The sequence below is a fragment of the Microbulbifer sp. ABM4_008 genome, assembly GCF_056311705.1.
On sequence record NZ_CM149970.1, the window covers coordinates 1018235 to 1041569 of the forward strand.

Genomic DNA, 23335 nt, shown 5'->3' on the forward strand with positions numbered 1-23335 from the left:
GTTTTTTATTGCAATAATTTCCATATTGAATGTACTGATCTCTTATTATTGCCTGGGCTCTATTTCCACCGCTACAATTTTCTTGGCAATAACATGAGACACCGTAGTTGCTTTGTTATTTTTTGCCACATTGTGCTCAGCTACACCGGTAACCCATAGAGCTCTCCCATTTATTAGCGCAGCTTTAAATTTAGCCTGGACTGTTTTCCAGATTACGATATTTATAGTGCCCGTTTCATCCTCCAGAGTAAGAAACATAACTCCTGAGGCGGTGCCTGGCTTTTGTCGGCAAGTGACGATACCAATTACACTTATAGGATGATTGTTTTGAATGGTGGAGATATTTTTTGCATTGGTGCAATGCTGAAAGCGCCGCCGTCGACGCAATAATGCGATTGGATGTTCATTTAAAGTTAATCCGATAGCGTTGTAATTTTGCTCTACACTACTTTGAATCGTTATCAGGGGCTTGAGTGAATTGTAGTTGCTATCTTGGTGGTTATTAATGGTCAGCCAATAACCTTGTTGAGTGCTTTGAGTAAAATGGTGGAATACATTTGCATTAGCTAGGCAGGCTAGTTGTTCACTGGACATTCCTGTGTTTTTTTGCATTTGTGCTAGAGAGTGAATGCCGATTTCTTTTCTCTCTCTTTTAACTACATTGGCCGTTGTTTCTTTCAATCCTTTTACTAGGCGCATGCCCAGGCGAAGCGCAGGCAGTTCAGCGGAAAAACCTGACTCTTTATCGGAGTTTGTTGAGATACTGGTGGAGGCAGAAAAGTCCTTATATCCAGTGTGGAGCTGTTGAGAAACTGATACTTTCCCCGGCTCCAAGCGGTGATTCCAGTGGCTGTGGAGGATATCAATAGGCAAAACCTTCACCCCATGCCGTTGAGCATCATAAACCAGCTGTGCCGGCGCATAGAACCCCATCGGTTGGCTATTGAGCAGCCCACAGTAAAAGGCCGCTGGATGATGGTATTTAATCCAGGCAGAAAAATAGGCTAAAAGCGCAAAGCTTGCAGAGTGAGATTCGGGGAAACCATAGGAGCCGAACCCCTTCATCTGGTTGAAGAGCTGCTCAGCAAAACTTTCCCTATAGCCATTACTTTGCATCCCTCGCACAAGCTTATCCCTGAATCTATACAAGTCCCCATTTTTTCCCCAGCTGGCCATGGCTCGGCGCAGCTCATCCGCTTCACCGCCGCTAAACCCTGCTGCGACCATCGAAAGTTGAATAACTTGTTCTTGAAATATAGGAACACCGAGAGTGCGCTCAAGCACTGGGCGTAAACTGTTATGAGGATAGCGCACGGTCTCCAATCCCTGCTTGCGTTTCAAATAGGGGTGTACCATGCCGCCTTGAATTGGCCCGGGGCGGACAATGGCGATTTCTATAGTAAGCTCATAAAAATTTCGGGGTTGTAATCTTGGCAGCATGCTCATTTGAGCGCGAGATTCAATTTGAAAGACTCCAACTGTGTCGGCCTTACACATCATTTCGTAGACCTGTGGATCTTCGGCGGGAATATCCTGCAATCGCAATTTGGGGCCGTATAGAGCAATATAATTCAGGGATTTACGCAGTGCAGTCAGCATACCCAGGGCGAGCACATCGACCTTCATTAGTTTTAAATCTTCGATATCCTCTTTGTCCCATTGGATTAGGGTGCGATCCTCCATAGCGGCATTTTCAATTGGAACCAGCTGGTATAATGGTTGTTCTGTAATAACAAAACCGCCTACATGTTGCGATAGATGTCTTGGAAAACCATATATTTGCTGCAGTAACTGCGGGAACATTTTTCCTATTGCGCTACTCGGATCTATTCCCACTTTCTGCATCTGCTGGGGGAAACTATCTAGAGTGTCCCACCAGGCGCGTTCAGCAATAAGTTGTTCTATTGTGGCAGCGTTGATACCAAGGGCTTTTCCAATATCCCTTACGGCGCTTTTAAAGCGGTAGGTGATCTTGCTAGCGGTAAGTCCAGCTCTTTCGCGGCTATATTTTGTGTAAATATACTGAATAACTTCTTCACGTCGTTCGTGCTCAAAGTCTACATCAATATCTGGGGGTTCATTGCGTTCCCGTGAGATAAACCGTTCAAATAGCAATCCAATTTTATGAGGATCTATCTCTGTGATGAATAGACAGTAGCAAACTACTGAATTGGCTGCGGAGCCACGGCCCTGGTATAAGATATGATTTTCGCGGGCAAACTGGACTATATCGTAAATGGTTAGAAAGTAATGCTCATATTGCAGTTCTGCTATTATTGCGAGTTCTTTATTGATAATCTCATCAATTCTCTTTTCAGGACCCTGTGGCCAGCGAGCAGCCCTTCCTATTTGTACTAGCTTTTTTAAATAGCTACTCGCATTACTTTCTTGAGGGATAACTTCTGATGGGTATTCGTAACTGAGTTCACTCAAGCAAAAAGTACACTGTTTGGCAATGAGGTTGGTATTGTCTATAGACTCTTTGGAGTGTAACGATTGGATATCACCTAAGCTGCGAAGATAACGTTCAGCATTTTGCTCAATACGATACCCTAGATTATCCAGGGTACAGTTATGGTAATTTGCGTTGAGTACATCTTGTAGTGGCTTTCGGCTATAGCAGTGCATCAAGACATGATTGGTTGCAACCAAGGAAATATTCTCTCTTCTTGCAAGCTCAGTAATTCTATTGGACTTAAGGCTTTCCTCTGCGTGTAGGTGATTGTTGATGGCAATGTAAAGCCGTTCGCTGAAGGTTTTCTTGATTTCTTCAGGTATTTCTATCTCATTAAAATTTGGAATCCAGATGGCAATTAGGTTTTTGCATAACTCTACCAGGTCACTTTGATAAGTAATGTAGGTTCCTTTTTCCGCTCTTAAGCGTGATTTTGAAATTAACTGGCATAGCTCGCTATAGGCAGTTTTGTCCGGAGCCAGTAGAACTATTTCTATGTTGTTATGGAGCCGGAAATAACTGCCAAAAATTAGTTTAAACTCGGGATTTTTAGAGTCTGTAGACTTGATGGTTTCAAGTTCTTTATAGGCTCTAACGGCTCCGGAAAGGGAACATTCATCGGTGATAGCAAGGGCTGTATATTGCAGGTTGTAAGCAGTTTGGACTAATTCCTGCGGATGCGATGCCCCCTGCAGAAAAGAAAAGTTGCTTTGACAAAAGAGTTCGGCGTACCTCATGCTGATTCTCTCGGCGTCTATCTGTTGATTGTGATGGGATTTGGGTTTTGGTGAAGATCAGTATTAAGAAAGGGGTTTAGGCTTAGCTATAAACGCCATGTAAAAACCACTCTTCGGTTGTAAGATCCTGAAAGACCCAGTAGAACTCATCTCTTTTATTTTTTGCGATATAGTAATCCCGCCCGTGACGCCCGTGCTGCCACCAATAGCCATCAATTCGCTCTGGCCCCTGTAATAGGTGTAGCTCTCCCTGATAAAATAATTTGTGTTCGCTACTTTCCAGTTTGGTTGGATGAGCTAATAGCCAGTTGGGGCGCGGTGCTTGGATGGGCTTAATTTGCTGTCCCTTAGCGTTACTTTTAATTATCAGGGTATCTGTATTTTGCCAGGCCTGCTCTGGTAGGTAGCTTTCTTTTAGGGCAATTCCCGAGAGTGCTTGATGACCGAGGCGGGCTTTTAATTTGTCTAATAGCTGTTGATTGCGTTTATGTTGGCTGCCTTCAGCAAATAAATCTTCATCCAGTGATCCCTGCTCCAAGGGGATTAAATGCTTGCAATTTAAGCTAATGGACTGCACTGGATGATCAAGAGTTACTCTTTCCATTTGCAGCTTGGTTAGTGCTATTAGGCGTTGAGGATCCAACTGCGGAGTGGAGAGTTCTACGGTTATTTCCTGAGATTTATTTTGGCCGAAATCCATATGCCAATTTAACTGTTGTGTGTAGAGCTGGCGTCGCTGCAACTGGGAGCATAATTCCCTTAGTAGGCGACCGATAGGAAATAGCAGTTGTTCGCTATTATCCAAGGGGCTGGGGAAAAATAACTCGCTGCGGAATTGTGCAGGGGGCTGATAACTACAGACTGGATCTTGGCGAGTTCCGTTCAGGCGTGCCAGGTAGTCCACAAATGGGCGACCAAAACGAGAGCCTACCTCAGAGAGTGGAATAGCGAGCAGCTGGCTTACTCGCTTGATACCACATGCGTAGAGCTTGGAAATAGTTTTGTTGTCGCAACTAAGGAGCTTGGATGGGGCAAAGCTAATCCACTGTCTCCACTGCTGAGGGCTGGGCGGAGAATCTGATTGCGCAAGCCAGTGCCGGTGTTCGGTCAGTTGGCTTAGCATATGAGCTGCACTGGGGCTGTGGCCGAGGCCCATCAGGCTGTGGATTCCCATCTGCTCAAGCTCATCGCTCAGCTGCTGTATCAATGCCTTGAAGCCACCGCTGGCCTTTAGGCAGCCGCTCAGCTCCAGGTAGAGGTGGGCGGGAGTGCTCTCACCATTGCTCATAGGCCCTGCGGACTGAGGTGATACAAGTGGTGTAAAGCTGTATGCCCACTGGGCCAGTTGCTGTAACTCTTGTTGTTCCCGCTGGGAATCGCGTTGTAGCAGCTGTAAATCTGCACAGAGAGCAGACGCAGTGGCAATACTGAGTCCGGTCTCAACGCCGCATTGGGATGCCGCTGGGTTTCTATCAATCACCAACTGTTTTTCAACCACAACTTGGGGTAGAGCCTCTTCTCCTTGTTGCTGAGCGCGGGTCAGAACTTCTAACGGAAGCCTGGGGAATTGAATACAAAGCCATAGCATGGAGCTACCCCTTGAAACCGTTCAGTGCATAGGTTGGTCCCGTCGGACCAGTTTTGCTGCTCTTGCCAAATAGAGGTTTTGGCCAGAGTTTCCACCCAATTGTTTTAAAAGCCTTAGCACCAGCTCTCCTTCCCTGGGTGTGAGCTGTAGGCGCAAGCTCGCGGGTGAGGGGTTTGCTGTTTCACACTGAGGGCGAAAGTGGAAGTGCAGACAGTCCCCATTGCGGGCAGCGAGCTGCAGGCGGCGAAGATCTTTATGGTTCAGGGATTGCCGCCCCTGCCAGCTGAGTAAGGCACCACAGCTTCCGGACTGTAGGGACTGCTCGATCGCCCAGAGAGTATCCTTGGGGCCTCGGGGGTGCAGGATCAGCAGGTTCTCAAGGCGGATACCACTGTTGGCCAATGAGGGCGCATAGGGGATATGGGGTGGATTGATCAGTATGACCATTTGCCCCCTCTGAGTGAGGCCTGCCAGGGCCGGTAGTATTAAGGTGAGTTCACCGATACCCATCTGGTCCATGAGTAGCTCAGTAGTGGCCCCTCTTGGCCAGCCGTGGTTCGCTAGGAGGGCATCGAGGCTTGGATAACCACTGGCGATGCCGTTTCGCTGTCGTCGGGGTTCATTCGCTGCTTGCCAGATGTCGGCTCTGGTGAGTAACTGTGCCAGTTTCTGGTGTTTTGCCTGGCTTTCTAACTGATTGTTTTCTATGAAGTTTTCTGCGCTGCCCACGATTCCACCACTGAATTTTAGTCCGATCTGGCCACTGTCTTCGTCTTAATCTGTATGTGTATACAGTGATACTGTTAATTTATACAGTATCTATCCAGTGGCAACAAGTGAGAATTCATTGGATAGGCACTTTTTTGCACAGCCTAAACCGGCTATGATTCCGCCTCTTTAATTGAGCACTAATTATTCTATTCAGGGGGACGGAGTGAGTATCAAGTCCGACAAGTGGATTCGCCGCATGGCAGAGCAGCACGGTATGATTGAGCCTTTTGAGGCTGGTCAGGTGCGTCATAACGATAATGGCGATCGACTCATCTCCTATGGCACCTCCAGCTATGGCTACGATGTTCGCTGTGCTCGTGAATTTAAGATTTTCACCAATGTTCACTCAGCGACAGTTGATCCCAAGACCTTCGATGAAAACAGCTTTGTGGATGTTGAAGGCGACCACTGCATTATTCCGCCAAACTCCTTTGCCCTGGCGCGTACGGTGGAGTATTTCCGTATCCCGCGCTCTGTATTGACGGTTTGCCTGGGTAAATCCACTTATGCCCGTTGCGGTATTATCGTCAATGTGACGCCACTGGAGCCGGAGTGGGAAGGTCATGTGACTTTGGAGTTCTCCAACACCACTAACTTGCCCGCGAAGATCTATGCCAACGAGGGCGTGGCACAGATGCTGTTCTTCGAATCCGATGAAGTTTGTGATGTGTCCTATGCCGATCGTGGTGGCAAATACCAGGGCCAGCGCGGCGTTACCCTGCCTCGCACCTGATCACCGATCTTACTGCAGTACTATTTCCTACCTATGACAGAGGTTTCTACCAGCCAGCTACCGGAAAGCGTCGATGTATTGGTCATTGGCGCTGGGGCAGCTGGACTAATGTGCGCGGCTACAGCGGGCCAGCGCGGGCGCAACGTGTTGGTCCTGGACCACGCCAACAAAGTCGGAAAGAAAATCCTGATGTCTGGTGGTGGCCGCTGCAACTTTACCAATCTCTACACCAGTGCAGAGAACTTCTACAGTAATAACCCCCATTTTTGTAAGTCCGCCTTGGCTCGCTATAGCCAGTGGGACTTTATTGCACTGGTGGAGAAGCACGGGGTTGCCTACCACGAGAAAACCCTCGGTCAGCTCTTTTGCGACAATAAATCAAGGGATATTGTCGACTTGTTACTAACGGAATGCCGTGCGGCCAAGGCACAGATCCGCACGCGCTGCAGCATTACTCAAATTCAAGCTCTGGGGCAGGGGTATAAGGTCGAAACCAGTATGGGGACGGTTACCTGTGAATCCTTGGTCGTGGCTACTGGAGGCCTTTCTATTCCCACCATGGGGGCGAGCGGGTTTGGCTATGAGATCGCTGAGCAGTTTGGGCTTGATTTAGTCCCAACTCGAGCAGCGCTAGTGCCATTCACCCAGCATAAACGGCAATTGGAGCGTCAGGGTACCTTGCCTGGAACCTCCCTTTCAGTGACTGCTTCTTGCGCTGAAGGTAGTTTCCAGGAGCAGATGCTGTTCACTCACAGGGGACTGAGTGGGCCAGCGGTTTTGCAAATTTCCAGCCACTGGCGAGAAGGTCAAATGGTAATATTTGACTTGGCTCCAGAGAAAAATCTGGCAGAGTGGTTACCGCTGCGCCGACAACAGAGCCCGGATGGCCACTTACACAGCGTTTTGGCTGAGGTTTGGAGCAAAAAGTTAGTACAGTTTTTCCTGCAGCGAGCGCAAATTGTTAGCCGCCCCCTAAAACAGTTTGGGGAGGGGGAGTTACAGCAAGCTGGGGAAAAGTTACAAAGCTGGAAATTGGTACCGGCGGGCACTGAGGGATATCGCACTGCTGAGGTAACATTAGGTGGAGTCGATACTGCACAGGTCTCTTCCCGTACTATGGAATGTAAAACCCGGCAGGGGCTTTATTTTATTGGTGAGGTTCTCGATGTAACCGGCTGGCTCGGCGGGTTTAATTTCCAATGGGCTTGGGCTTCAGGTCATGCTGCAGGAGAGGTGGCTTAATGGTGTGCCGGTACAATAAAGTTTGAACACTGTAGAAAAAGTTTGAACACTGAATAATAAAGTTTGAACACTAATTATAAAGTGTGAATATTGCCACATCTGCGAGTGCACTCAGCGGGAGAGGTAGTCGTGCAGCCTATGCAGCAGGAATAAATGAGGATGAATATAACAATATATCCTTCGTTACTAGTTCAAAATCGATAACAAACCAAATCTTATATATAGATATTAAGTGCAAACTGTTGATTTGAATGCCACCTTTTAAGGCCTTCCGTATTTTAAGCCAAGCTCAGAAGTTGTGTAAGGCTTTATATGGCTCACAAAATACTCATTAAATGAGTCATAGAGCCTATTTCTATGACTCACAAAATACCCATTAAATGAGTCATAGAGCCTATTTCTATGACTCATAGTAGATTTACTTTGGCTGAAAATTTTATGAGATATTTTCTTTTTATAAGAAATTATCAAGACAATCCTTAAATCATATAACATAAAAAAATCAGATTTATAATAGGTAGAAACACTCTACGGTTTAGGCGTAGCGGTCCTACGAATTTGTAAGATCTGCTAAATTTCATAATGTTTGAATAAGGATGAACACAACCACTTAAATATGACCTCAGTATGTATACTATAGATACCGGATTAATAAATCTTACAGACCTAAGATGTTAATGCTTTAGTCATAAATCAGATTGGGGTGAAAAGTTTTGGCGCGACACAGAAGGTTAGAGAGGCTAACTGATTTTCAAAGAGCTCTGAAAAACAAGTATGGGCTGGGAGCTGGAGAAGAATACAAACCCTGGCTGAGAGTTCAGGATGTTAAATCTAAGGGAAATAGTGGAAAAATTCAGGGTATTAAAGTTAATAGAGAGCATCATACCCTCTCAGAAAACGAAAGCTGTCTCTTCTATCTGGTTGAAAACTGTGATTCAGTAATCGATATAAGGGAACAGTTTCCCCTTCTCCCCCTAGACTTTTCTATCAAGATTGCAAAGAATCTAGATATAAATCATCCAAAAGTGCCTGGTTCTGGATCATACAATGTCATGACTACAGACTTTGTTTTGACTTGCACAGATAAACACGACTTTTGGTATGAGGCTATCTCTGTTAAATCAGCCCAAGAACTATCAATAAAGCGTACAGCTGAAAAATTAGAAATTGAACGTATTTGGTGGGAGCTTCTGGGGGTAAATTTCCATATATATACTATGAATGAAATATCGGTTATTCAATCTAAAAATATTCAGTGGTTTACCTCTGCATATAGACAAGGACGTAGATTTAAGGAAAGTATAGAAAAGCAAGCCATAAAGACATTACATGTCGGGATCAATTTGATCGAAGATATATGCAATGGATTCTGTAAAAATGTAGATGTTAAGAACGATGAAGCTTTAGTACTTTTGAAGCATTTAATCGCTATTAAGAAAGTTGAGGTAGACTTAAGTAAACCGATAGCAGAGTCTGGAGTTATAGATATAACAAATATTCTTTCATCAATCGGTAGGTAAGCATGCGAGTTGAACGAAACAGTGTTTGGAGTATAACTGATATTGATGGGGTTGATAGTGGTGTGTATCGTGTTCTTGAACTTTTTTATGATATAAATATTCTGGTTCTTTTTAATCTTGAAGAATCTGGAGGTTTAAGAAGGCCTATTAAGATTGATAGCTCCAGATTTTTGTGTGCGATTAAAGGAGGAGCTGTGAAAAGAAACTTTAGTCCTCTTCCCTACTATCAGCTAGCTGATGAGGGGTTGATACCTGAAGCTCATATTAAAAAACGTGATAGAAATATTGAGCTGATAAGTGAGCTAATAGAAAATCCAGATTTTCTCCTTGAGATTTCTACTGAAGAAAGAAGCAAAGTTCTGGTAAATCAGGCGAAAAGTAAAGGGGTAAGGGCTCAGAGAATATATAGGTTATTAAATCAATATTGGAGGGGTGGGCAAGAAAGAAATGCCCTCCTGCCTGCTTACAAGAATTCTGGAGGAGCTGGAAGAGTTAGGGTCTCAGGAGGTCTTAAACGTGGAGCTCCAATAAGAATGCTTACACCGAGCATGGAAATACATCAAGGGGTTAACACTTCGGAAAATGATAAGAATAATTTTATTTTAGCGATGAAGAAGTATGGCTTGAAAGGGCGTCGAGTTCCATTTAGTCAAGTTTATGAAAAAATGTTGAAGGAGCTATACTCACAAGAACTAATACTGGCAGAGAGTGAATCTAGGTTGCCGAATGTTCCATCATATCGTACTTTTATATATTGGGTTAAAAAATTAATCCCAAAAAATGAAATAATCCGAAAGCAAACTACAGTGGGTGACTTTGAAAGAAACAAGCGTGGGTTAAGAGGAGCTGCGACAGATCATACCGAAGTTCCTGGAAGTTGCTTTGAATTGGATTCAACAGTACTGGATGTTCATATTGTCTCTGAATTTAGGCGCTCTCATGTTCTAGGTAGGCCTACTGTTTATTGTGTGGTAGATAAAGAAAGCAGGATGATTGTTGGGCTTCACGTTTCTATGGAATATGCTTCTTGGCGTGCGGGTCGTCAAGCTCTTGTCAATAGCTTTACGGATAAGAAAAGTTATTGTTCTAGGTTCGGTATCGAAATCGAAGATCATGAATGGCCTTGCCATCATATCCCCCAGCGTTTGCTTTGCGATCGAGGGGAGTTTATATGTAAGAGCGCTGAAAAATTAGCCGTTCCATTAATCGGTCACCTGAGTATAGCTCCACCTTATCGCGCCGATCTTAAAGGCATTGTGGAACGAAGATTCGAAATATTGAATAAAAATCTAGTCCATGAATTATTAGGGACAACTAGAGGACATCATTATATTCGAGGTGATCGTGATCCACGTCTCGATGCAACATATACATTAGATGAAGTAACAAAATTACTTATTGATGAGGTTATGGAGCATAATAATTCTCTATTTGACGGTTTAGCTGCACAATCCGTCTTGTTAGTGCAAAATGGATTGCCCCCTACACCGCTTAATTATTGGAATATCCATCTAAAAAAGCATCGGCATGCTTTAAGTAGATCAGAGGAGTCCGAAGTAAGGGCTAAACTTCTACCTGCGGTAGAAGTATCTATGACGAGTAAAGGTATCCGCTTAAATGAGGATATGTACTATGAATGTGACCGGGAAGAATTTCAAGAATGGAAAGTGCTTGCCAGGTCTACCAAGTGCTGGAAAATGGAAGCTCGTATCGATCAAGATAACTCTTCATTCATATATGTTCGCCTTAAGGAGCGCGAAGGGTTCACTAAATGCAACTTGATGAAGTTTTCTGCAAGCCTTAGTGATAAGCATCAAGCTGATATATTGTATTTTAAAGATTGGAAAAAGAAAGAAAAATGTAAAAATAAACCAGGTAAAAAGTCTATAGAAAGACATAATAGACGTAAATTAGTTAGCCAAGTAGCAAAAAGTGAAACAAAAAAAGATGTACAAGATAAGAGTAAGACTGAGCGAATAAAGGGAATGAGAACACGAAGAAAAGAGGCGGTTCTTGATAGACGAATTGAATACGGTGAATCCATTAGAGAAGAGAAATCAGAACTATATCCCGATGATGAGAACTTAGAGTCAAAAAGGAAAAATGAAGCTGTCTCATTAATAAAAAGGAAGAGGCGGAACCAGTGAGAGGTGTAAATTATGCAGAGTATAACATTGCAATACTCCCGGAGCATCGGGGGAACCCCTTGATCGAAGCATTACCAAAAAAATTGAAAGATGAGGATTTGGTAGAAAAATTAAGTAGCTATCCTTCATTTTCTGAAAACGAGAGAAAGTTGAGTGCTTTCGAGCGTATTGAATACCTTACAAGAATCGAAGAGTTAAGGCAGCCTCTTCCAGTATATCTAGAATGCTTTAGAGCAATTGAAATTGCGATTAAGAAAGGTTATTCAAGCAAGAATCCCCTGTCGCCGACAACCATGAACTATTTACACTACCCTGTAGACCAACGATCTAAAGTTGCTCCTAGAACAGGTTATTTCAAATCTAACGGGAGTGGTATAACTTTACTTGGGGAAAGCGGTGTCGGAAAAAGTTGTATGCTAGAGCAGATTTTAAATTGTTTTCCAGAAGTTATTGAGCATCGTAAATACCAAGGTGAGCCTTTATATATTAAGCAAGTAGTATGGGCTAAAGTAGATTGCCCAGAAAACTCAAGTATCAGAGCCCTTTGTCTTAAGATTTTATCGGAAATTGATAGAAAGCTTGGAGGAGAAGAGACTAAGCCAGAAAAAACGAGTGATCTACTTGTTAAGCAAATTGAAGCTAAAATAAAGTCTAGCTTTTTAGGTGTCATAATAATAGATGAAATGCAGCATTTAAATTTGGCAAAAGCTGGAGGCGAAGATAAATTTCTGGGGTTTCTTCATAATCTTATGAATGAATTGGGAGTTCCCATTCTTCTGTGTGCAAACCCTCCTTTTGACAAATTATTAGGGAAAACTCTAAAGACAGCAAGACGTGCAGAAAGTCAAGCTTCTTTTACTATGGACTTGATGAAAAATGATGAGGAGTGGACCATGTTTGTTGAAGAACTTTGGGTGTTGCAATGGACAAAGGAAAAAACTCCTTTAACTAAATCTCTTAGTGACAAATTATATGATCTATCTATTGGTAATATGGATCTGGCTGTAAGAATTTATAGGGAGTCTCAGCGTTTAGTAATTGGTTCAGATAACGAGTCTATAACAGAATATGTCCTGGAGTATGCAGCAAAAAAAGCTATAAATTTCTCCAAAAAATCTGTAGATGAAGCAAGGATAAATAGGCTTGAAAAATTTCGGCGTATCAGAAGGGAAAAGAGTAATAATAGGTCTAAGGTCGAAACTAGTGAAATTTCCGTTAAATCTATAGATACTTCGAAATCAGAAGTTATGATTATCCCCGGAGATTTAAATCGCCCCCAGCACCATGAATTTCATCAGAAGCTATCTTACTTGCAATCTATTGGTGACTTAAATGAACTTATTAAAGATCCAGACTTGATAAGGCGAGCATCTATTGCAGAGAATCCTGAAGCTGAGTTAAAAAAAATGGAAATTTTATTTAAAAATCCGATCAAGCATCTATCCTCAAAGTAAGTTTCACCCCATATTTGACAATATGCTCCTGCCCAAAGCTTTTCCTGATGAACTTTTCTTTAGTCGAATTATTCGCTTTGCTACTATTTCTGGATTAAAGGGTAAAGAGTTTAATAAAATATATCTTGCTGAGGAGAGGGCCTCCATACACCCCTTTTTGACATCGAATCTAAAAAAACTTTCAGCCCTGACAGATGATGAAGCGTACGAAATTTTATTTGGTCAGACATTGGCTCCAATATATATATTTTATTTGCCTAAGTATTCAAATAACATAATAAAATTTATGTTGAGTAATGATAGCGCGAGATCAATAAGGGAAAGTCAGCTCCCATCATTTGGTGCAGGTTCTTCGCTATGCTTGAAATGGTGTCAAGAGTGCGCCTGTAGCGATATAAATCAATATGGAGTTGCTTATTGGCATAGGTCGCATCAAATCCCTGGGGTCTCTTCTTGTGGTATACATCCAGTACTCTTAGAGAGAATTGACTTACTTAATCGTCAACGAATTAACCTTGGATTGTTACCATCAGTGACCTGCTGTGCTAAAGAAGCATCTAGTGTTGAATATAAGGTAGGTAAGTTTGGATATGATTTTTTAAGAAAGATCAAATGGCCTATTCCGTTAATAGATGTTACTTCAAAATATCGCCTTAAATTAAATAATATGGGCTTGGTAACGAATAGTGGCCGTATTAGGCGTCTAAAATTAATGCAAAATTTTTATGTATATTCACAGCAGTATCGGCCATTTTATAATAGCTCGCTCCCAAAATCTTCTGAAGACTTCAGATATGTTTCTCAACTTTTAGTTCAAGGAGCAAGCCATAATCCCTTCCAGCACATTTTTTTCTCAAGTTGGCTTTTTTCTACCTTCCAGCAATTATTAGAGGATCATAATAGTGTAGAGTTTGAATTCCAAACCCGTAAAAAGGATTTTGCTATGAGGACGAAAAGGAAAGAGAGGAAATGTATTGATATTCTACGAAGCAGGTCGCTTAATGAAACCTCTAAAATTACAGGGAAAAGTAGAACTTATCTGAAAAGACTTGCAGCGCTCCACGATATCCCCTTGAATCTTAAGCCAAAGAAATTATCTAAGGCTTGTAGAGATGAAATTATTCACCTTGGGTATACAAGAATGAACCGGCATCGAATAGCTACAATTTGTAAAATTGGTGTAGGATCAGTAGAACAAGTTATCTCAACTCATCCTGAACTAGTAACTTATCGTAAACGATGCCATATGGAGTCAATGCGACGTCGCTATAGGCTAAAAATCCTTAAATATTACAAATCCCACCCTAAAGCAATTCGTAAAGATATTAAGTTACACTGTAATAAAGCCTTTTATTGGTTGTATTTATATGATCGTGAATGGCTAGAGGTTGCTCTACCTAAACCTCTAAAGGCTAAGGGGAGGTATCCTAAAAAATAGAGAACATATTTATTGATTGAGAGGTGCAGGAAGGCCTAAGGGATGTTTATAACCATACTTCTTGCGAAACTCATATCTCTGTATGTTTAGCCAAGTAATAGCACATCTTTTTGTAAAGTCAATATAATTATTGCTGTTAATTTCCATTCTTGAATAATCGCTTTCACGAGAGCTAGCTATAACACCAGAAATTGAACAGTCAGTGAAAGAATCTATATTCCATCGGGAACAAGATGCGCAGGCTCCCTTTTTATCTTTAAGTATAGGGAACTCCATTCCCCATCGTTTAACTTTTATAGTTTCAAAATTTTCTTTTTCGAAGTTTTTAATGATTTTATAGTTTGATTGCAATTCTTTACTGTACACATCATAAAAACTCATATGACAATATCTCTTCAATCTTGCTCTTAAGAGGTTCAGGTCGCTCTTCGTGGGTTCTGCTGATCTCCTATCAGAAAATTTCCCAATGTAATTTTTCTGATAGGATAAAGTCTGAACAAAATATTCTATGTAGGTTAGTTTTGCACAGGGAGAAAAGTAAAGTTTCCACTTACTTATGGGGTCCTCATAATGTTTATTATTGTAAACTTCTGAAGTTAAATGTTTTATTGAGCTGGATACTTTCTCCCAGTTAGCCGATAAAACACCTAAAATCACGCTTTTAATTTTGTTTTTTACTGAAGGGGTTCTTTTGATTTGCCATAACGGACAGTTATGCTTTTCGCAATATGATATATATAACCACTTGCTTTCGAAAAACGCATGGCCCTGATTTGCAAGTTTTTCTTCAATACACCTTTTACAAAACTTAATAGGTATTCGTTTTCCAGTAAATTGTCCATGAGAGTAGTTAAGAATTTGCGGGAAGCCTTTAAAATGTGTAAATCTATTTCTGCTAAAAGTGTCCTCTGTTCCGATAGAGTAAGTAGAGTCAAAAATGTCAATCAGTACTTTCTCGGGATAAAAAGTGAAATATTTTTTGGCTGTATCCGGAATTGAAGGGTACTCTCTCCATCCACCCCCGCCAGCTATTAAGCTATTTATATTCCGAAACCCAGCTTTTATAAAAACTCTTAATATAAAGGAATGGATGGATTCACCCGGCTGTTGCAGTGCTCTAAACATAGTTATACCATATTGTAAAGATAGAAATATTGTGTGGTTTGTAGTTTCTCTATCTAGCTTGCTGATAAGTTTGTTCTGAGAGCTATAGAGCTTCATAAATATACACACATATATTTTGAAATGGCTTATTATTTTTTATGAATACCTAATGATATACCAAGAAATCTAATATTTAATAATTAAAAGTACTTAAAGGACATGTTATTGTTTCCATATAGTATATCCCTTGAAAAATTTACAATACTCTATTGAGCCATGTCAATTGATGACGGGCTCGTTCTAAATATCTCACTCTGTTTATATGTATATTATAATTTTCGTATACTAATGGGATTTTTTTCATTTTTAAAAAATACTATAGGGTTTAGCATGGTTTTTCAGAATTGCTTCAATGGTATTAAGCACCTGCTGATTGTAGATCTTGAGGCAACTTGTTGGAATGATCGCCCACTATCTGTTGGGGTAATGGAGGTCATTGAATTCGGACTTGTACTGACTACTTTGGATGGTGAAATCTTAGCTAGTCATAGTCAATTTGTTAGACCAATGATTAATCCGAAACTTAGTAAGTTTTGCAGTGAACTTACAGGTATCAAAAATAGCATGGTGGCTAGTGCGCCTGATTTCAGAGAAAGCACGAGTCTCCTTAACTTATGGTTATCTCATTATGAGTATCAAGCCTGGGCTAGCTGGGGGGAATACGATTGGAAGCAGATCAAAGTAGAGCTGATACGGCACGGTTGCGCGCCAGATTTTTTTGCTAAACCGCATATCAACCTGAAAGCAGTATGGCAAGAAAAGACAGGTAAGAAGCGTCGTTCAGGACTTGGATCTGCTCTACAGTCTCTCGGTATTGTCTTTGAAGGTCAGCAGCATCGCGGTGTGGATGATGCACGTAATATTTCGAGAATACTTCCTTACTTGACTATTTAAAAAATGTATCGTTGGTTTGATGCGAATAGGTGATGTACTTATTATAAATATAATTTTGATTGTATGAGAGGCTTAACCTCTGCCTTTCATGTCATAGAAATTTGTCTCATTTATTCATAGATGGCTATTGTATTTTATGACTCTTAATCTTTTATTGCGGGAAGATCAAGAGTACTCGATTTAATATTGTTTAGATACTCCGCTTTGATTGGTTGTTGATATGAAAGTTAAATTATTTTATATGATTATGTAATCCTGGGTTTGTTCAAAAAGATTGTTTTATATTTTCTGGGACTCATTATAGATATCGTATCTAAAGGAAATGATACCCACCATATCTCCTATAGTGGCAGTTAAGTTACATATTTAGATCTCAGACTAGAGCTAGAGGGGTAGTGTTCAGAATTCTGTGTCATTTCTTTACTATTAGCAAAAAAGAGATGACCCATGACCAAACCTACTTTCGATATGGATGCCGCCGTCAAAGCCTTATGCGAGGGTAAAGACCTCAATGGCAAAGATGGCATCCTCACCCCTCTGATCAAACAACTCACTGAAGCTGCCATGAAAGCGGAGCTGGAAGAGCACCTCGCCAGCGAGGATAAGCCCAACCGCAAGAATGGCACCACCTCAAAAACTATGAAAAGCCCCGCTGGCAGCTTCGAGCTGCAGGCGCCGCGGGATCGTGCCGGCACCTTCGAGCCTCAAATCGTCAAGAAGCATCAAACTCAGCTTACCGACGAACTGGAACGCAAGATTACCGCCCTGTTTGCCCTGGGTAACAGCTATCAGGACATCCGCACACATATTGCCGATATCTACGGAATGGAGCTTTCCAACGGCACCATCAATGCCGTTACTGACAAGCTGCTGCCTGAACTACAAGCTTGGCGTGAGCGCGACCTGGAGGCTGTCTATCCTATTGTCTGGCTCGATGCTATCCATTACAAAATCAAGGAAAACGGTCGTTATGCCAGCAAGGCCATTTACACGATTCTTGGCCTCAATATCGAAGGCAAGAAGGAGTTATTGGGGCTCTACCTATCCGATCAAGAAGGCGCACATCATTGGCTGAGTGTTCTGACCGATCTCCACAACCGTGGGGTCAAAGATATCCTCATTGCTTGTGTTGATGGCCTGCAGGGTTTCCCTGAGGCCATAGAGAGCATCTACCCTAAGACCGAGATCCAGCACTGCATCATCCATCAGATCCGCAACTCACTAAAGTATGTAGCTTCAAAGAATCAATAGGCCTTTATGGCCGATCTCAAATGCATCTACAAGGCGGCAACGCTCAATGCCGCCGAGCACGCTTTGGACGAGCTGGAGACCAAGTGGGGTGACAAATATCCAATGGTGATTAAGTCCTGGCGGGGTAAATGGCCGACTCTCTCGGCCTACTTTAAATACCCGGAATACGTCCGCACACCGATCTACACTACGAATGCGGTGGAGGCTGTACACAGGCAGTTCCGCAAGTTGACCAAGACCAAGGGCGGCTTCGCCAATGAGAATAGCTTACTGAAGCTTCTCTATGCCGGTATACTAAAAGCCTCCGAACGCTGGACGCACCCAATTCAAAATTGGAATCTGACACTATCACAGCTGACGATCCACTTCCCAGATCGACTGGAGAAATACATCAGCCTATGAGGCTATTTGGCTGACACAGAGTTTCCTAATTACCACCCTTGCTAAGTCACATGTAACTGTATATAAATACAGCTATCATGTTGATCTGTAAGGGAATACACCATGGCTCGCAACAAGGTACAGTTCCAGAAGGGTATTAGTTTGACCCAATTCCTTAAAGCTTATGGTACAGAAGAGCAGTGCTTCGATGCTCTCTGTCAATGGCGTTGGCCAAATGGCTTCTGTTGCCCTCACTGCGGACATGACAAACATTGCAACCTCGCTTACCGCAAGCTCAAGCAATGTAACCGGTGTCGACGTCAGACATCGATTACTTCTCGTACGATATTTGACTCCACCAAACTGCCCCTTACTACTTGGTTTCTCGGTATCTTTCTGATTACCCAGGATAAGAAGGGTATTTCCTCTATGGAGCTGGCTCGTCATCTGGGTCTCTCTTACAACGCTGCCTGGCGTATGAAGCAGAAACTCATGCAGGTGATGATGGAGCGGGACCAACAGTACAAGCTATCCGGTTTTATTGAATTGGATGATGCCTATCTCGGTGGTGAACATACTGGATGCAAGCCGGGGCGCGGAGCTAAGGGTAAAACTCCCTTTGTGGCTGCCGTTGAAACTACCAAAGATAGACGTCCTACTCGTATCAAGCTCTCTATTATCAAGGGCTTCAGGAGCAGTGAGATTTCTACCTGGAGCAAAAAGCATCTTTGCAGCGGTAGCATGGTTATCTCAGATGGCCTTGCATGCTTCAATGCTGTCACAGAGGCTAATTGTGTACATGACAAGATTGTTTGTGGTGGTGGTCGAGCTTCTGTTGAAGAGCCTGAGTTCTATTGGGTGAATACGGTACTCGGCAATCTAAAAAGTGCACTGCGTAGTACCTACCATGCGATTAGGCCGAAATATGCGCAGCGATATTTGGCAGAATTTCAATATCGATTTAATCGACGGTTCGACTTATCAGCACTCATTCCAAGACTTTTTTTTTCTCTCTTCGGACACCTCCAATGCCGGAAAGACTGCTGAAAATTGGCTTAGTATAGGTGGTAATTAGGCAGAGTTTTGAACACCCTCGCTAGAGGTGGTATCGCTATACTTTATCAGCTTAATTCTAAGGTATTACATTTACCTAAGCCCTTTGCTCGAATCCGTTTAACATTGATATTTATTAAATGACGGATCACGAAGCGAAATAGTAATTTCTTAATGCCAGTTAAATTACTTCCATAGAGCAGATAAAAATCATCAGGTTGCGTATAAACTCCGAAATCGTCTGCGATACCTTCTTTCTGTATAAATGTATCTTTATCCTCCCAGTCAATGGGTGGGTTTTGTAGGCATTTTGTGGCAATACCATAGCCTTTAAACTCAGAGCATTGATTACGGAACCCTTCTTGGACTTTGTTCAGGTATGGGCGGTCGATAATATATCCTTCAAGGTTGATCCACCTATCATTTGAATATACTTCAACCCAGCTGTGGATAATTCGTTCAGGTACGATATAGAATAGATAACTAGGTATGGCACCTTTCTGAAGGTCTTTAAAAATAGTAAATCCATGAATGCGTGTAGGAATGCCAACAGCGCGAAGCAAAGCCATTAGCAATGTTCCTTTAGTGTTACATTGTCCGTACCCGTCTTTCAGTACCCTGCTAGCCGGAATACGATCATCACTATTGTAACCAAATAAAATATCATCACGAACAAACTTATAGATGGCACCAATGGCGTCATACTGAGATAGCTTACGCCATTTCTTATTTTCAATTAACATCTGAATGGTTTTATTCTCAAAGTCAAGCATAGGGGTTTCTGATAAGTATTCACGAGTAAGTGTCTTCATTCATTTGTTCTCCAAGGTAAGTTATAATGTGGGCTTATTTAAACTCTGCCCTCTCGTATAATTGAATAAACCTCCTAAGACTTCACGAAAGCTCTCTTATCAAAATCATTCCTAAATGAATGTCGCATAGACTTTTATTTGGGCTGCTTATTCAAAGTTAATCCCCCACTTTCATGCAAGGTTAACGGTTCCTGAAAGAATTTTAATCTACTTAATGAATTTAACATTAGTATTATGATCTCGCATCCCGATTACTTGAAGAATATAGCCCTTTTAAAGCTCTACCTTTCCAACCCAAATTCCGTGGACTATGGGACCGATAGACTCCTTACTAGTGTAAGTGTCGTTAACTGTAAATTGACCTCTTCTAGAGGCTGACTCCTCACTTGGAGAGAAGGTGTGACCAAATAGCCACTTTGGGGTTAATGATAACTTTAGGGCAGTGAGTTAAGTTGAGGTGTCTGAATTTACTTGCTAGAATCCCATTCAGTAGATTCTGGTCTCTTTGTAACTTTTATGAATGTAGTTCGACTATCATTTCTATTAATTGTGCTTATGGTCTTTCAGACCGCAGGTGCATTCTATGATAGCCATGAAGAAGTTCAGGAGGTAACGAATCACCTGTCTCTACATCATGATGAAGATCTGCCCGGCAATTTACCGTTTCAACCGGACAGCTCCCCTTCTGATTTAAGCTTACAGATCCCCTCCAGCGGGGATGAGGCTGATCAATCTTCGTTTCTTCTGGATTTATGTAATCACTGCTGTCATTGCCATGGAAGTACCTTTACCGCCCTGGTAGGTCAATCATTACTCTCTATTCTGAGCGGAATCGTTAATTATCGAGAATTCGGCAATACACGTGTTCCCAGTGGTTATTTTACCCCTCTACTCCGCCCACCTATAACCCAAGTCTGATTGCTCTAATGCCGCGCGAGTAAGGAGAGCTACAAGGCCCCCTTGCGCAATTAAAAACTGACTTGGGAGATACCCATGGATTTTTACTGCACGCTCACTGAGAGTGTGATTCGTCGTCGTGCCATATTCCAGTTGATGGTGGCGATAATGTATTTAGCTGCGCAATCAGTATCCGCGCAGGAGGGGGATTTACTGACATTACCAGATGCGATTGAGCTGACGCTCGCACAGAATCCGGAGCTTGCGGTATTCCCATTACAGAGAAGAGGTCTAGATGGTGCTGAAGAGACTGCAGCACTGCGGCCTGCGTTAAGCCTAGGAGGTGAGGCTCAATACAAGAACTTTGGTGATGGTGGCTCCAATAATGCGCCAGATCCCGAGGATGATGCCGACAATGAGCTTGAGTTGACGGTAACTTTATCCTCCGTAATTGAGCTAGGAGATAAACGTAGAGCTCGAATAGATGTAGTCAATGCCCAGCGTAATTTACTGATCGCGGATGAGCAAGCTAAGGCGCTAGATCTTCTGGCAGAAGTTATCCGTCGCTATGCTCAGGTTCTTGCTGCCCAGGAATTAGCTGTATTGGCTAGGGAGAAGGTATTACTCGCACGTGAAACGCTAAGCGCTGTCAGCGCCAGAGTCAGCGCTGCTGCTAGCCCGGTTTCTGAACGCCTACGAGCGGAGTCCGCCCTGACAAAAGCAAGCCTCGCTAAGCAGACGGATGAGAGCATGCTAGTGTACTACAGGCATGCCCTATCGGCTCTGTGGGGACAGCCGAGTATAGATTATCGAGTAGACTCCAGTGAGCTCTATCGTTTTGAGCCCGGCGCTAGTTTTGAGGAACTTTATGCGCGTGCGCAGGAAAACCCAGCTATAGCGCGCTTTGCTTCCGAAGAGCGACTGAGTGCTTCACAGCTTCGTCTCACCCAGTCCAACTCAAAGCCTGATGTTGGATGGTTTGCAGGTCTTCTCGTGAATCGGGCTGTTGACGAAACTACAGCTTTAGCTGGTTTCGAAGTTCCACTCTTTACCGCAAAACGCAATCGTGGTGCCGAGCTAACAGCAATGACTGAATTGGATGAGGTTATGCTCCGTCGTGAGGCGGCATTACTACAACTTTATCCTCAGCTATTTCTTGCCGTAACCGGTCGCGAACAGGCCCTGGCTACTGTCTCCAGTTTGCAGGATTCTGTAATCCCTAAGCTTCGCGAGGCATTGACTGAAGTAGATCGTGCCTATCGTCGTGGCCGGAGTTCTTATCTTGACTTAATTGTTGCTCGGGAAGAGTTGCTCGATGCTGAACGTGCACGAATCGAAGCAGCGCGGTCTGTACTTCTTTTCGGCGCTGAGATTGAGCAGCTTACAGCAGGGCCTTTAGGTTCCGAGAGTGTAGGAAGCGGAAAATAATTTTGGATTTAGATATGAGCAGATTAAGTAAAGTAATTCGCCTGGCAATATTATCCATACTCCTCATTTTCTCTGGATTTTGGATTGCAAGCCTGGGTCATGCAAATGGTGGTCATGATGAACATGTTAAGCAAGATGAAGAGCTGGGCTCCAATGATAGCCATGATGAGCATGATGAACAGGAAGGGAAACAATTCTCTAGTCATGGACATAGTGATAACCATGGCGGACATGATGAGCATCAGGAGGAAAAGGGCCCCAATGGTGGCCGTTTACTGACTGAGGGGGATCTAACGGCCGAGTTGCTTATTTATGAAAGTGGTGTAAAGCCAGAGTTTCGAGCCTGGATTTCTCTTAATGGTAAACCTTTAGAGAATGCTCGTGTTTCCGTAGAGCTTGAAAGACTTGGTGGAAAAGTGGATCAAATACCCTTTGCCTGGGAGGATAGTGTTGGGTATTACCGCGGTGAAGGCGTAGTAAAGGAACCTCACTCTTTTGATGTTGCCGTTTCTGTTTTTTACAACGGCGAGCGCACAAGTTGGGATTATGAGTCCCATGAAGGTCGAGTGCAGATCTCTGAACAAATGGCAAAAAAGGCAGGCATTAAAACTGCAATTGCTGCTCCAGGTATAATTAAAGAAAGCGTTACCTTATATGGTAAAACTGCGATAGATCATCGTAACCTCAGTCATGTGCGTGCACGTTACCCAGGAACCGTAATCACTGTTAAAAAAACGCTTGGCGATTTGGTAGCGAAAGGGGAAGAGCTTGCTTCTATCGAATCCAATGACAGCTTGCAAATTTATCCATTGGTCGCTCCTATTAGCGGTCAGATAATTGATAAGCAAGCCAGCCAAGGTGAATTCAGTGGCGAACGGGTGCTGTTTACCATAGCTAACTACGACCAGCTGTGGGCTGAGTTGCAAGTATTTCCGATGCGTCGCGATCAGATCAAATTAGGGCAACAGGTTTCAATTACAGCTGGTGAGCGTTCTTTTGAGTCAACTATCAGCAGCCTTGCTCCGAGCAGTAATGGTCAGCCCTTCGCGATTGCAAGAGCGGTGATTGAAAACCCCAATGAGCTCTGGACTACCGATCTAATGGTCCAAGGCCAAGTAGTAACCAATGAAAAATCTGTGCCTTTAGTGGTCGAGAATCGTGCACTACAACCTTTCCGCGATTGGACGGTGGTATTTATCAAAGTGGGAGAAACCTATGAAATTCGTCCACTAAAACTCGGCCGTAGCGACGGCACTGTAACCGAAGTGCTGAGTGGCCTCAATGAGGGTGATCGCTATGTCACCGAGAACAGCTACCTGATCAAAGCGGATATTGAAAAGTCCGGCGCTGCACATAGCCATTAAATGAGG

General features: G+C 43.0%; 15 protein-coding genes and 2 pseudogenes. 12 read left to right on the plus strand and 5 right to left on the minus strand.

What is annotated here, in order from left to right; genetic code table 11:
* Positions 1 to 45: 45 nt before the first annotated feature.
* From ACYX4J_RS04465 to imuA, 3 genes are all read right to left on the minus strand, one after another.
* Positions 46 to 3192, minus strand: a complete 3147-nt coding sequence (locus ACYX4J_RS04465; protein WP_476177981.1) for an error-prone DNA polymerase — start codon at positions 3190 to 3192, stop codon at positions 46 to 48.
* Positions 3193 to 3274: 82 nt separating this feature from the next.
* Entirely contained in the window at positions 3275 to 4780 is a 1506-nt protein-coding gene (locus tag ACYX4J_RS04470; RefSeq protein ID WP_444925677.1) for a Y-family DNA polymerase, read from the minus strand.
* Positions 4781 to 4801: 21 nt separating this feature from the next.
* Positions 4802 to 5509, minus strand: a complete 708-nt coding sequence (imuA, locus tag ACYX4J_RS04475; protein ID WP_444925676.1) for a translesion DNA synthesis-associated protein ImuA — start codon at positions 5507 to 5509, stop codon at positions 4802 to 4804.
* 205 nt (positions 5510 to 5714) lie between these two features.
* Here imuA and dcd point away from each other — a divergent pair, with 205 nt between their 5' ends.
* The 6 genes from dcd (at position 5715) to ACYX4J_RS04505 (ending at position 14085) form a co-directional block, all read left to right on the plus strand.
* Positions 5715 to 6284, plus strand: coding sequence for a dCTP deaminase (dcd, locus tag ACYX4J_RS04480; protein ID WP_282933840.1), 570 nt, complete (start codon positions 5715 to 5717; stop codon positions 6282 to 6284).
* A gap of 33 nt (positions 6285 to 6317) precedes the next feature.
* Entirely contained in the window at positions 6318 to 7526 is a 1209-nt protein-coding gene (locus ACYX4J_RS04485; RefSeq protein ID WP_476177982.1) for a BaiN/RdsA family NAD(P)/FAD-dependent oxidoreductase, read from the plus strand.
* A 713-nt stretch (positions 7527 to 8239) separates the two neighbouring features.
* Positions 8240 to 9046 (plus strand): TnsA endonuclease N-terminal domain-containing protein, encoded by an 807-nt coding sequence (locus ACYX4J_RS04490; protein ID WP_152454496.1) that lies wholly within the window; start codon positions 8240 to 8242, stop codon positions 9044 to 9046.
* A 2-nt stretch (positions 9047 to 9048) separates the two neighbouring features.
* Positions 9049 to 11193 (plus strand): hypothetical protein, encoded by a 2145-nt coding sequence (locus ACYX4J_RS04495; RefSeq protein ID WP_476177983.1) that lies wholly within the window; start codon positions 9049 to 9051, stop codon positions 11191 to 11193.
* 59 nt (positions 11194 to 11252) lie between these two features.
* Positions 11253 to 12647, plus strand: coding sequence for an ATP-binding protein (locus ACYX4J_RS04500; RefSeq protein WP_216646257.1), 1395 nt, complete (start codon positions 11253 to 11255; stop codon positions 12645 to 12647).
* Between the two features lie 22 nt (positions 12648 to 12669).
* Positions 12670 to 14085: a TnsD family Tn7-like transposition protein gene (locus ACYX4J_RS04505; protein WP_152454494.1), complete on the plus strand. Its 1416-nt coding sequence runs from the start codon at positions 12670 to 12672 to the stop codon at positions 14083 to 14085.
* Positions 14086 to 14094: 9 nt separating this feature from the next.
* Here the strand turns inward: ACYX4J_RS04505 and ACYX4J_RS04510 are convergent, their stop codons facing one another.
* Complete coding sequence (locus ACYX4J_RS04510) at positions 14095 to 15210, minus strand: hypothetical protein (protein WP_152454493.1); 1116 nt, start codon at positions 15208 to 15210, stop codon at positions 14095 to 14097.
* Between the two features lie 327 nt (positions 15211 to 15537).
* On the opposite strand from ACYX4J_RS04510, the gene ACYX4J_RS04515 reads away from it, so the two are divergent.
* From ACYX4J_RS04515 to ACYX4J_RS04525, 3 genes and pseudogenes are all read left to right on the plus strand, one after another.
* Positions 15538 to 16143, plus strand: a complete 606-nt coding sequence (locus ACYX4J_RS04515) for a 3'-5' exonuclease (protein ID WP_216646256.1) — start codon at positions 15538 to 15540, stop codon at positions 16141 to 16143.
* Between the two features lie 447 nt (positions 16144 to 16590).
* Positions 16591 to 17796: pseudogene (locus ACYX4J_RS04520) on the plus strand (IS256 family transposase).
* Between the two features lie 102 nt (positions 17797 to 17898).
* A pseudogene (locus tag ACYX4J_RS04525) lies at positions 17899 to 18839 on the plus strand (IS1595 family transposase).
* A 57-nt stretch (positions 18840 to 18896) separates the two neighbouring features.
* Here ACYX4J_RS04525 and ACYX4J_RS04530 read toward each other — a convergent pair.
* Positions 18897 to 19640 carry a transglutaminase-like domain-containing protein gene (locus tag ACYX4J_RS04530; RefSeq protein ID WP_152454492.1) on the minus strand — a complete coding sequence of 248 codons (744 nt, stop codon included), beginning with the start codon at positions 19638 to 19640 and terminating at the stop codon, positions 18897 to 18899.
* Between the two features lie 516 nt (positions 19641 to 20156).
* On the opposite strand from ACYX4J_RS04530, the gene ACYX4J_RS04535 reads away from it, so the two are divergent.
* From ACYX4J_RS04535 to ACYX4J_RS04545, 3 genes are all read left to right on the plus strand, one after another.
* On the plus strand, positions 20157 to 20558 hold the full coding sequence (locus ACYX4J_RS04535; protein ID WP_282933837.1) for a hypothetical protein: 402 nt from the start codon (positions 20157 to 20159) through the stop codon (positions 20556 to 20558).
* Between the two features lie 75 nt (positions 20559 to 20633).
* A complete protein-coding gene (locus ACYX4J_RS04540; protein WP_152454491.1) occupies positions 20634 to 21965 on the plus strand; it encodes a TolC family protein in 1332 nt (443 codons plus the stop codon).
* Positions 21966 to 21979: 14 nt separating this feature from the next.
* Positions 21980 to 23329, plus strand: a complete 1350-nt coding sequence (locus tag ACYX4J_RS04545) for an efflux RND transporter periplasmic adaptor subunit (RefSeq protein ID WP_152456399.1) — start codon at positions 21980 to 21982, stop codon at positions 23327 to 23329.
* The last annotated feature ends 6 nt before the right edge of the window (positions 23330 to 23335 follow it).

Excerpts from the sequence above, each read along its gene's own strand:
- ACYX4J_RS04465 (WP_476177981.1), bottom strand. The coding sequence starts at position 3,192 with ATGAGGTACGCCGAACTCTTTTGTCAAAGCAACTTTTCTTTTCTGCAG.
- ACYX4J_RS04470 (WP_444925677.1), bottom strand. The coding sequence starts at position 4,780 with ATGCTATGGCTTTGTATTCAATTCCCCAGGCTTCCGTTAGAAGTTCTG.
- ACYX4J_RS04485 (WP_476177982.1), top strand. The coding sequence starts at position 6,318 with ATGACAGAGGTTTCTACCAGCCAGCTACCGGAAAGCGTCGATGTATTG.
- ACYX4J_RS04495 (WP_476177983.1), top strand. The coding sequence starts at position 9,049 with ATGCGAGTTGAACGAAACAGTGTTTGGAGTATAACTGATATTGATGGG.
- ACYX4J_RS04505 (WP_152454494.1), top strand. The coding sequence starts at position 12,670 with ATGCTCCTGCCCAAAGCTTTTCCTGATGAACTTTTCTTTAGTCGAATT.
- ACYX4J_RS04510 (WP_152454493.1), bottom strand. The coding sequence starts at position 15,210 with ATGTTTAGAGCACTGCAACAGCCGGGTGAATCCATCCATTCCTTTATA.
- ACYX4J_RS04515 (WP_216646256.1), top strand. The coding sequence starts at position 15,538 with ATGGGATTTTTTTCATTTTTAAAAAATACTATAGGGTTTAGCATGGTT.
- ACYX4J_RS04530 (WP_152454492.1), bottom strand. The coding sequence starts at position 19,640 with ATGAAGACACTTACTCGTGAATACTTATCAGAAACCCCTATGCTTGAC.
- ACYX4J_RS04535 (WP_282933837.1), top strand. The coding sequence starts at position 20,157 with ATGAATGTAGTTCGACTATCATTTCTATTAATTGTGCTTATGGTCTTT.
- ACYX4J_RS04540 (WP_152454491.1), top strand. The coding sequence starts at position 20,634 with ATGGATTTTTACTGCACGCTCACTGAGAGTGTGATTCGTCGTCGTGCC.
- ACYX4J_RS04545 (WP_152456399.1), top strand. The coding sequence starts at position 21,980 with ATGAGCAGATTAAGTAAAGTAATTCGCCTGGCAATATTATCCATACTC.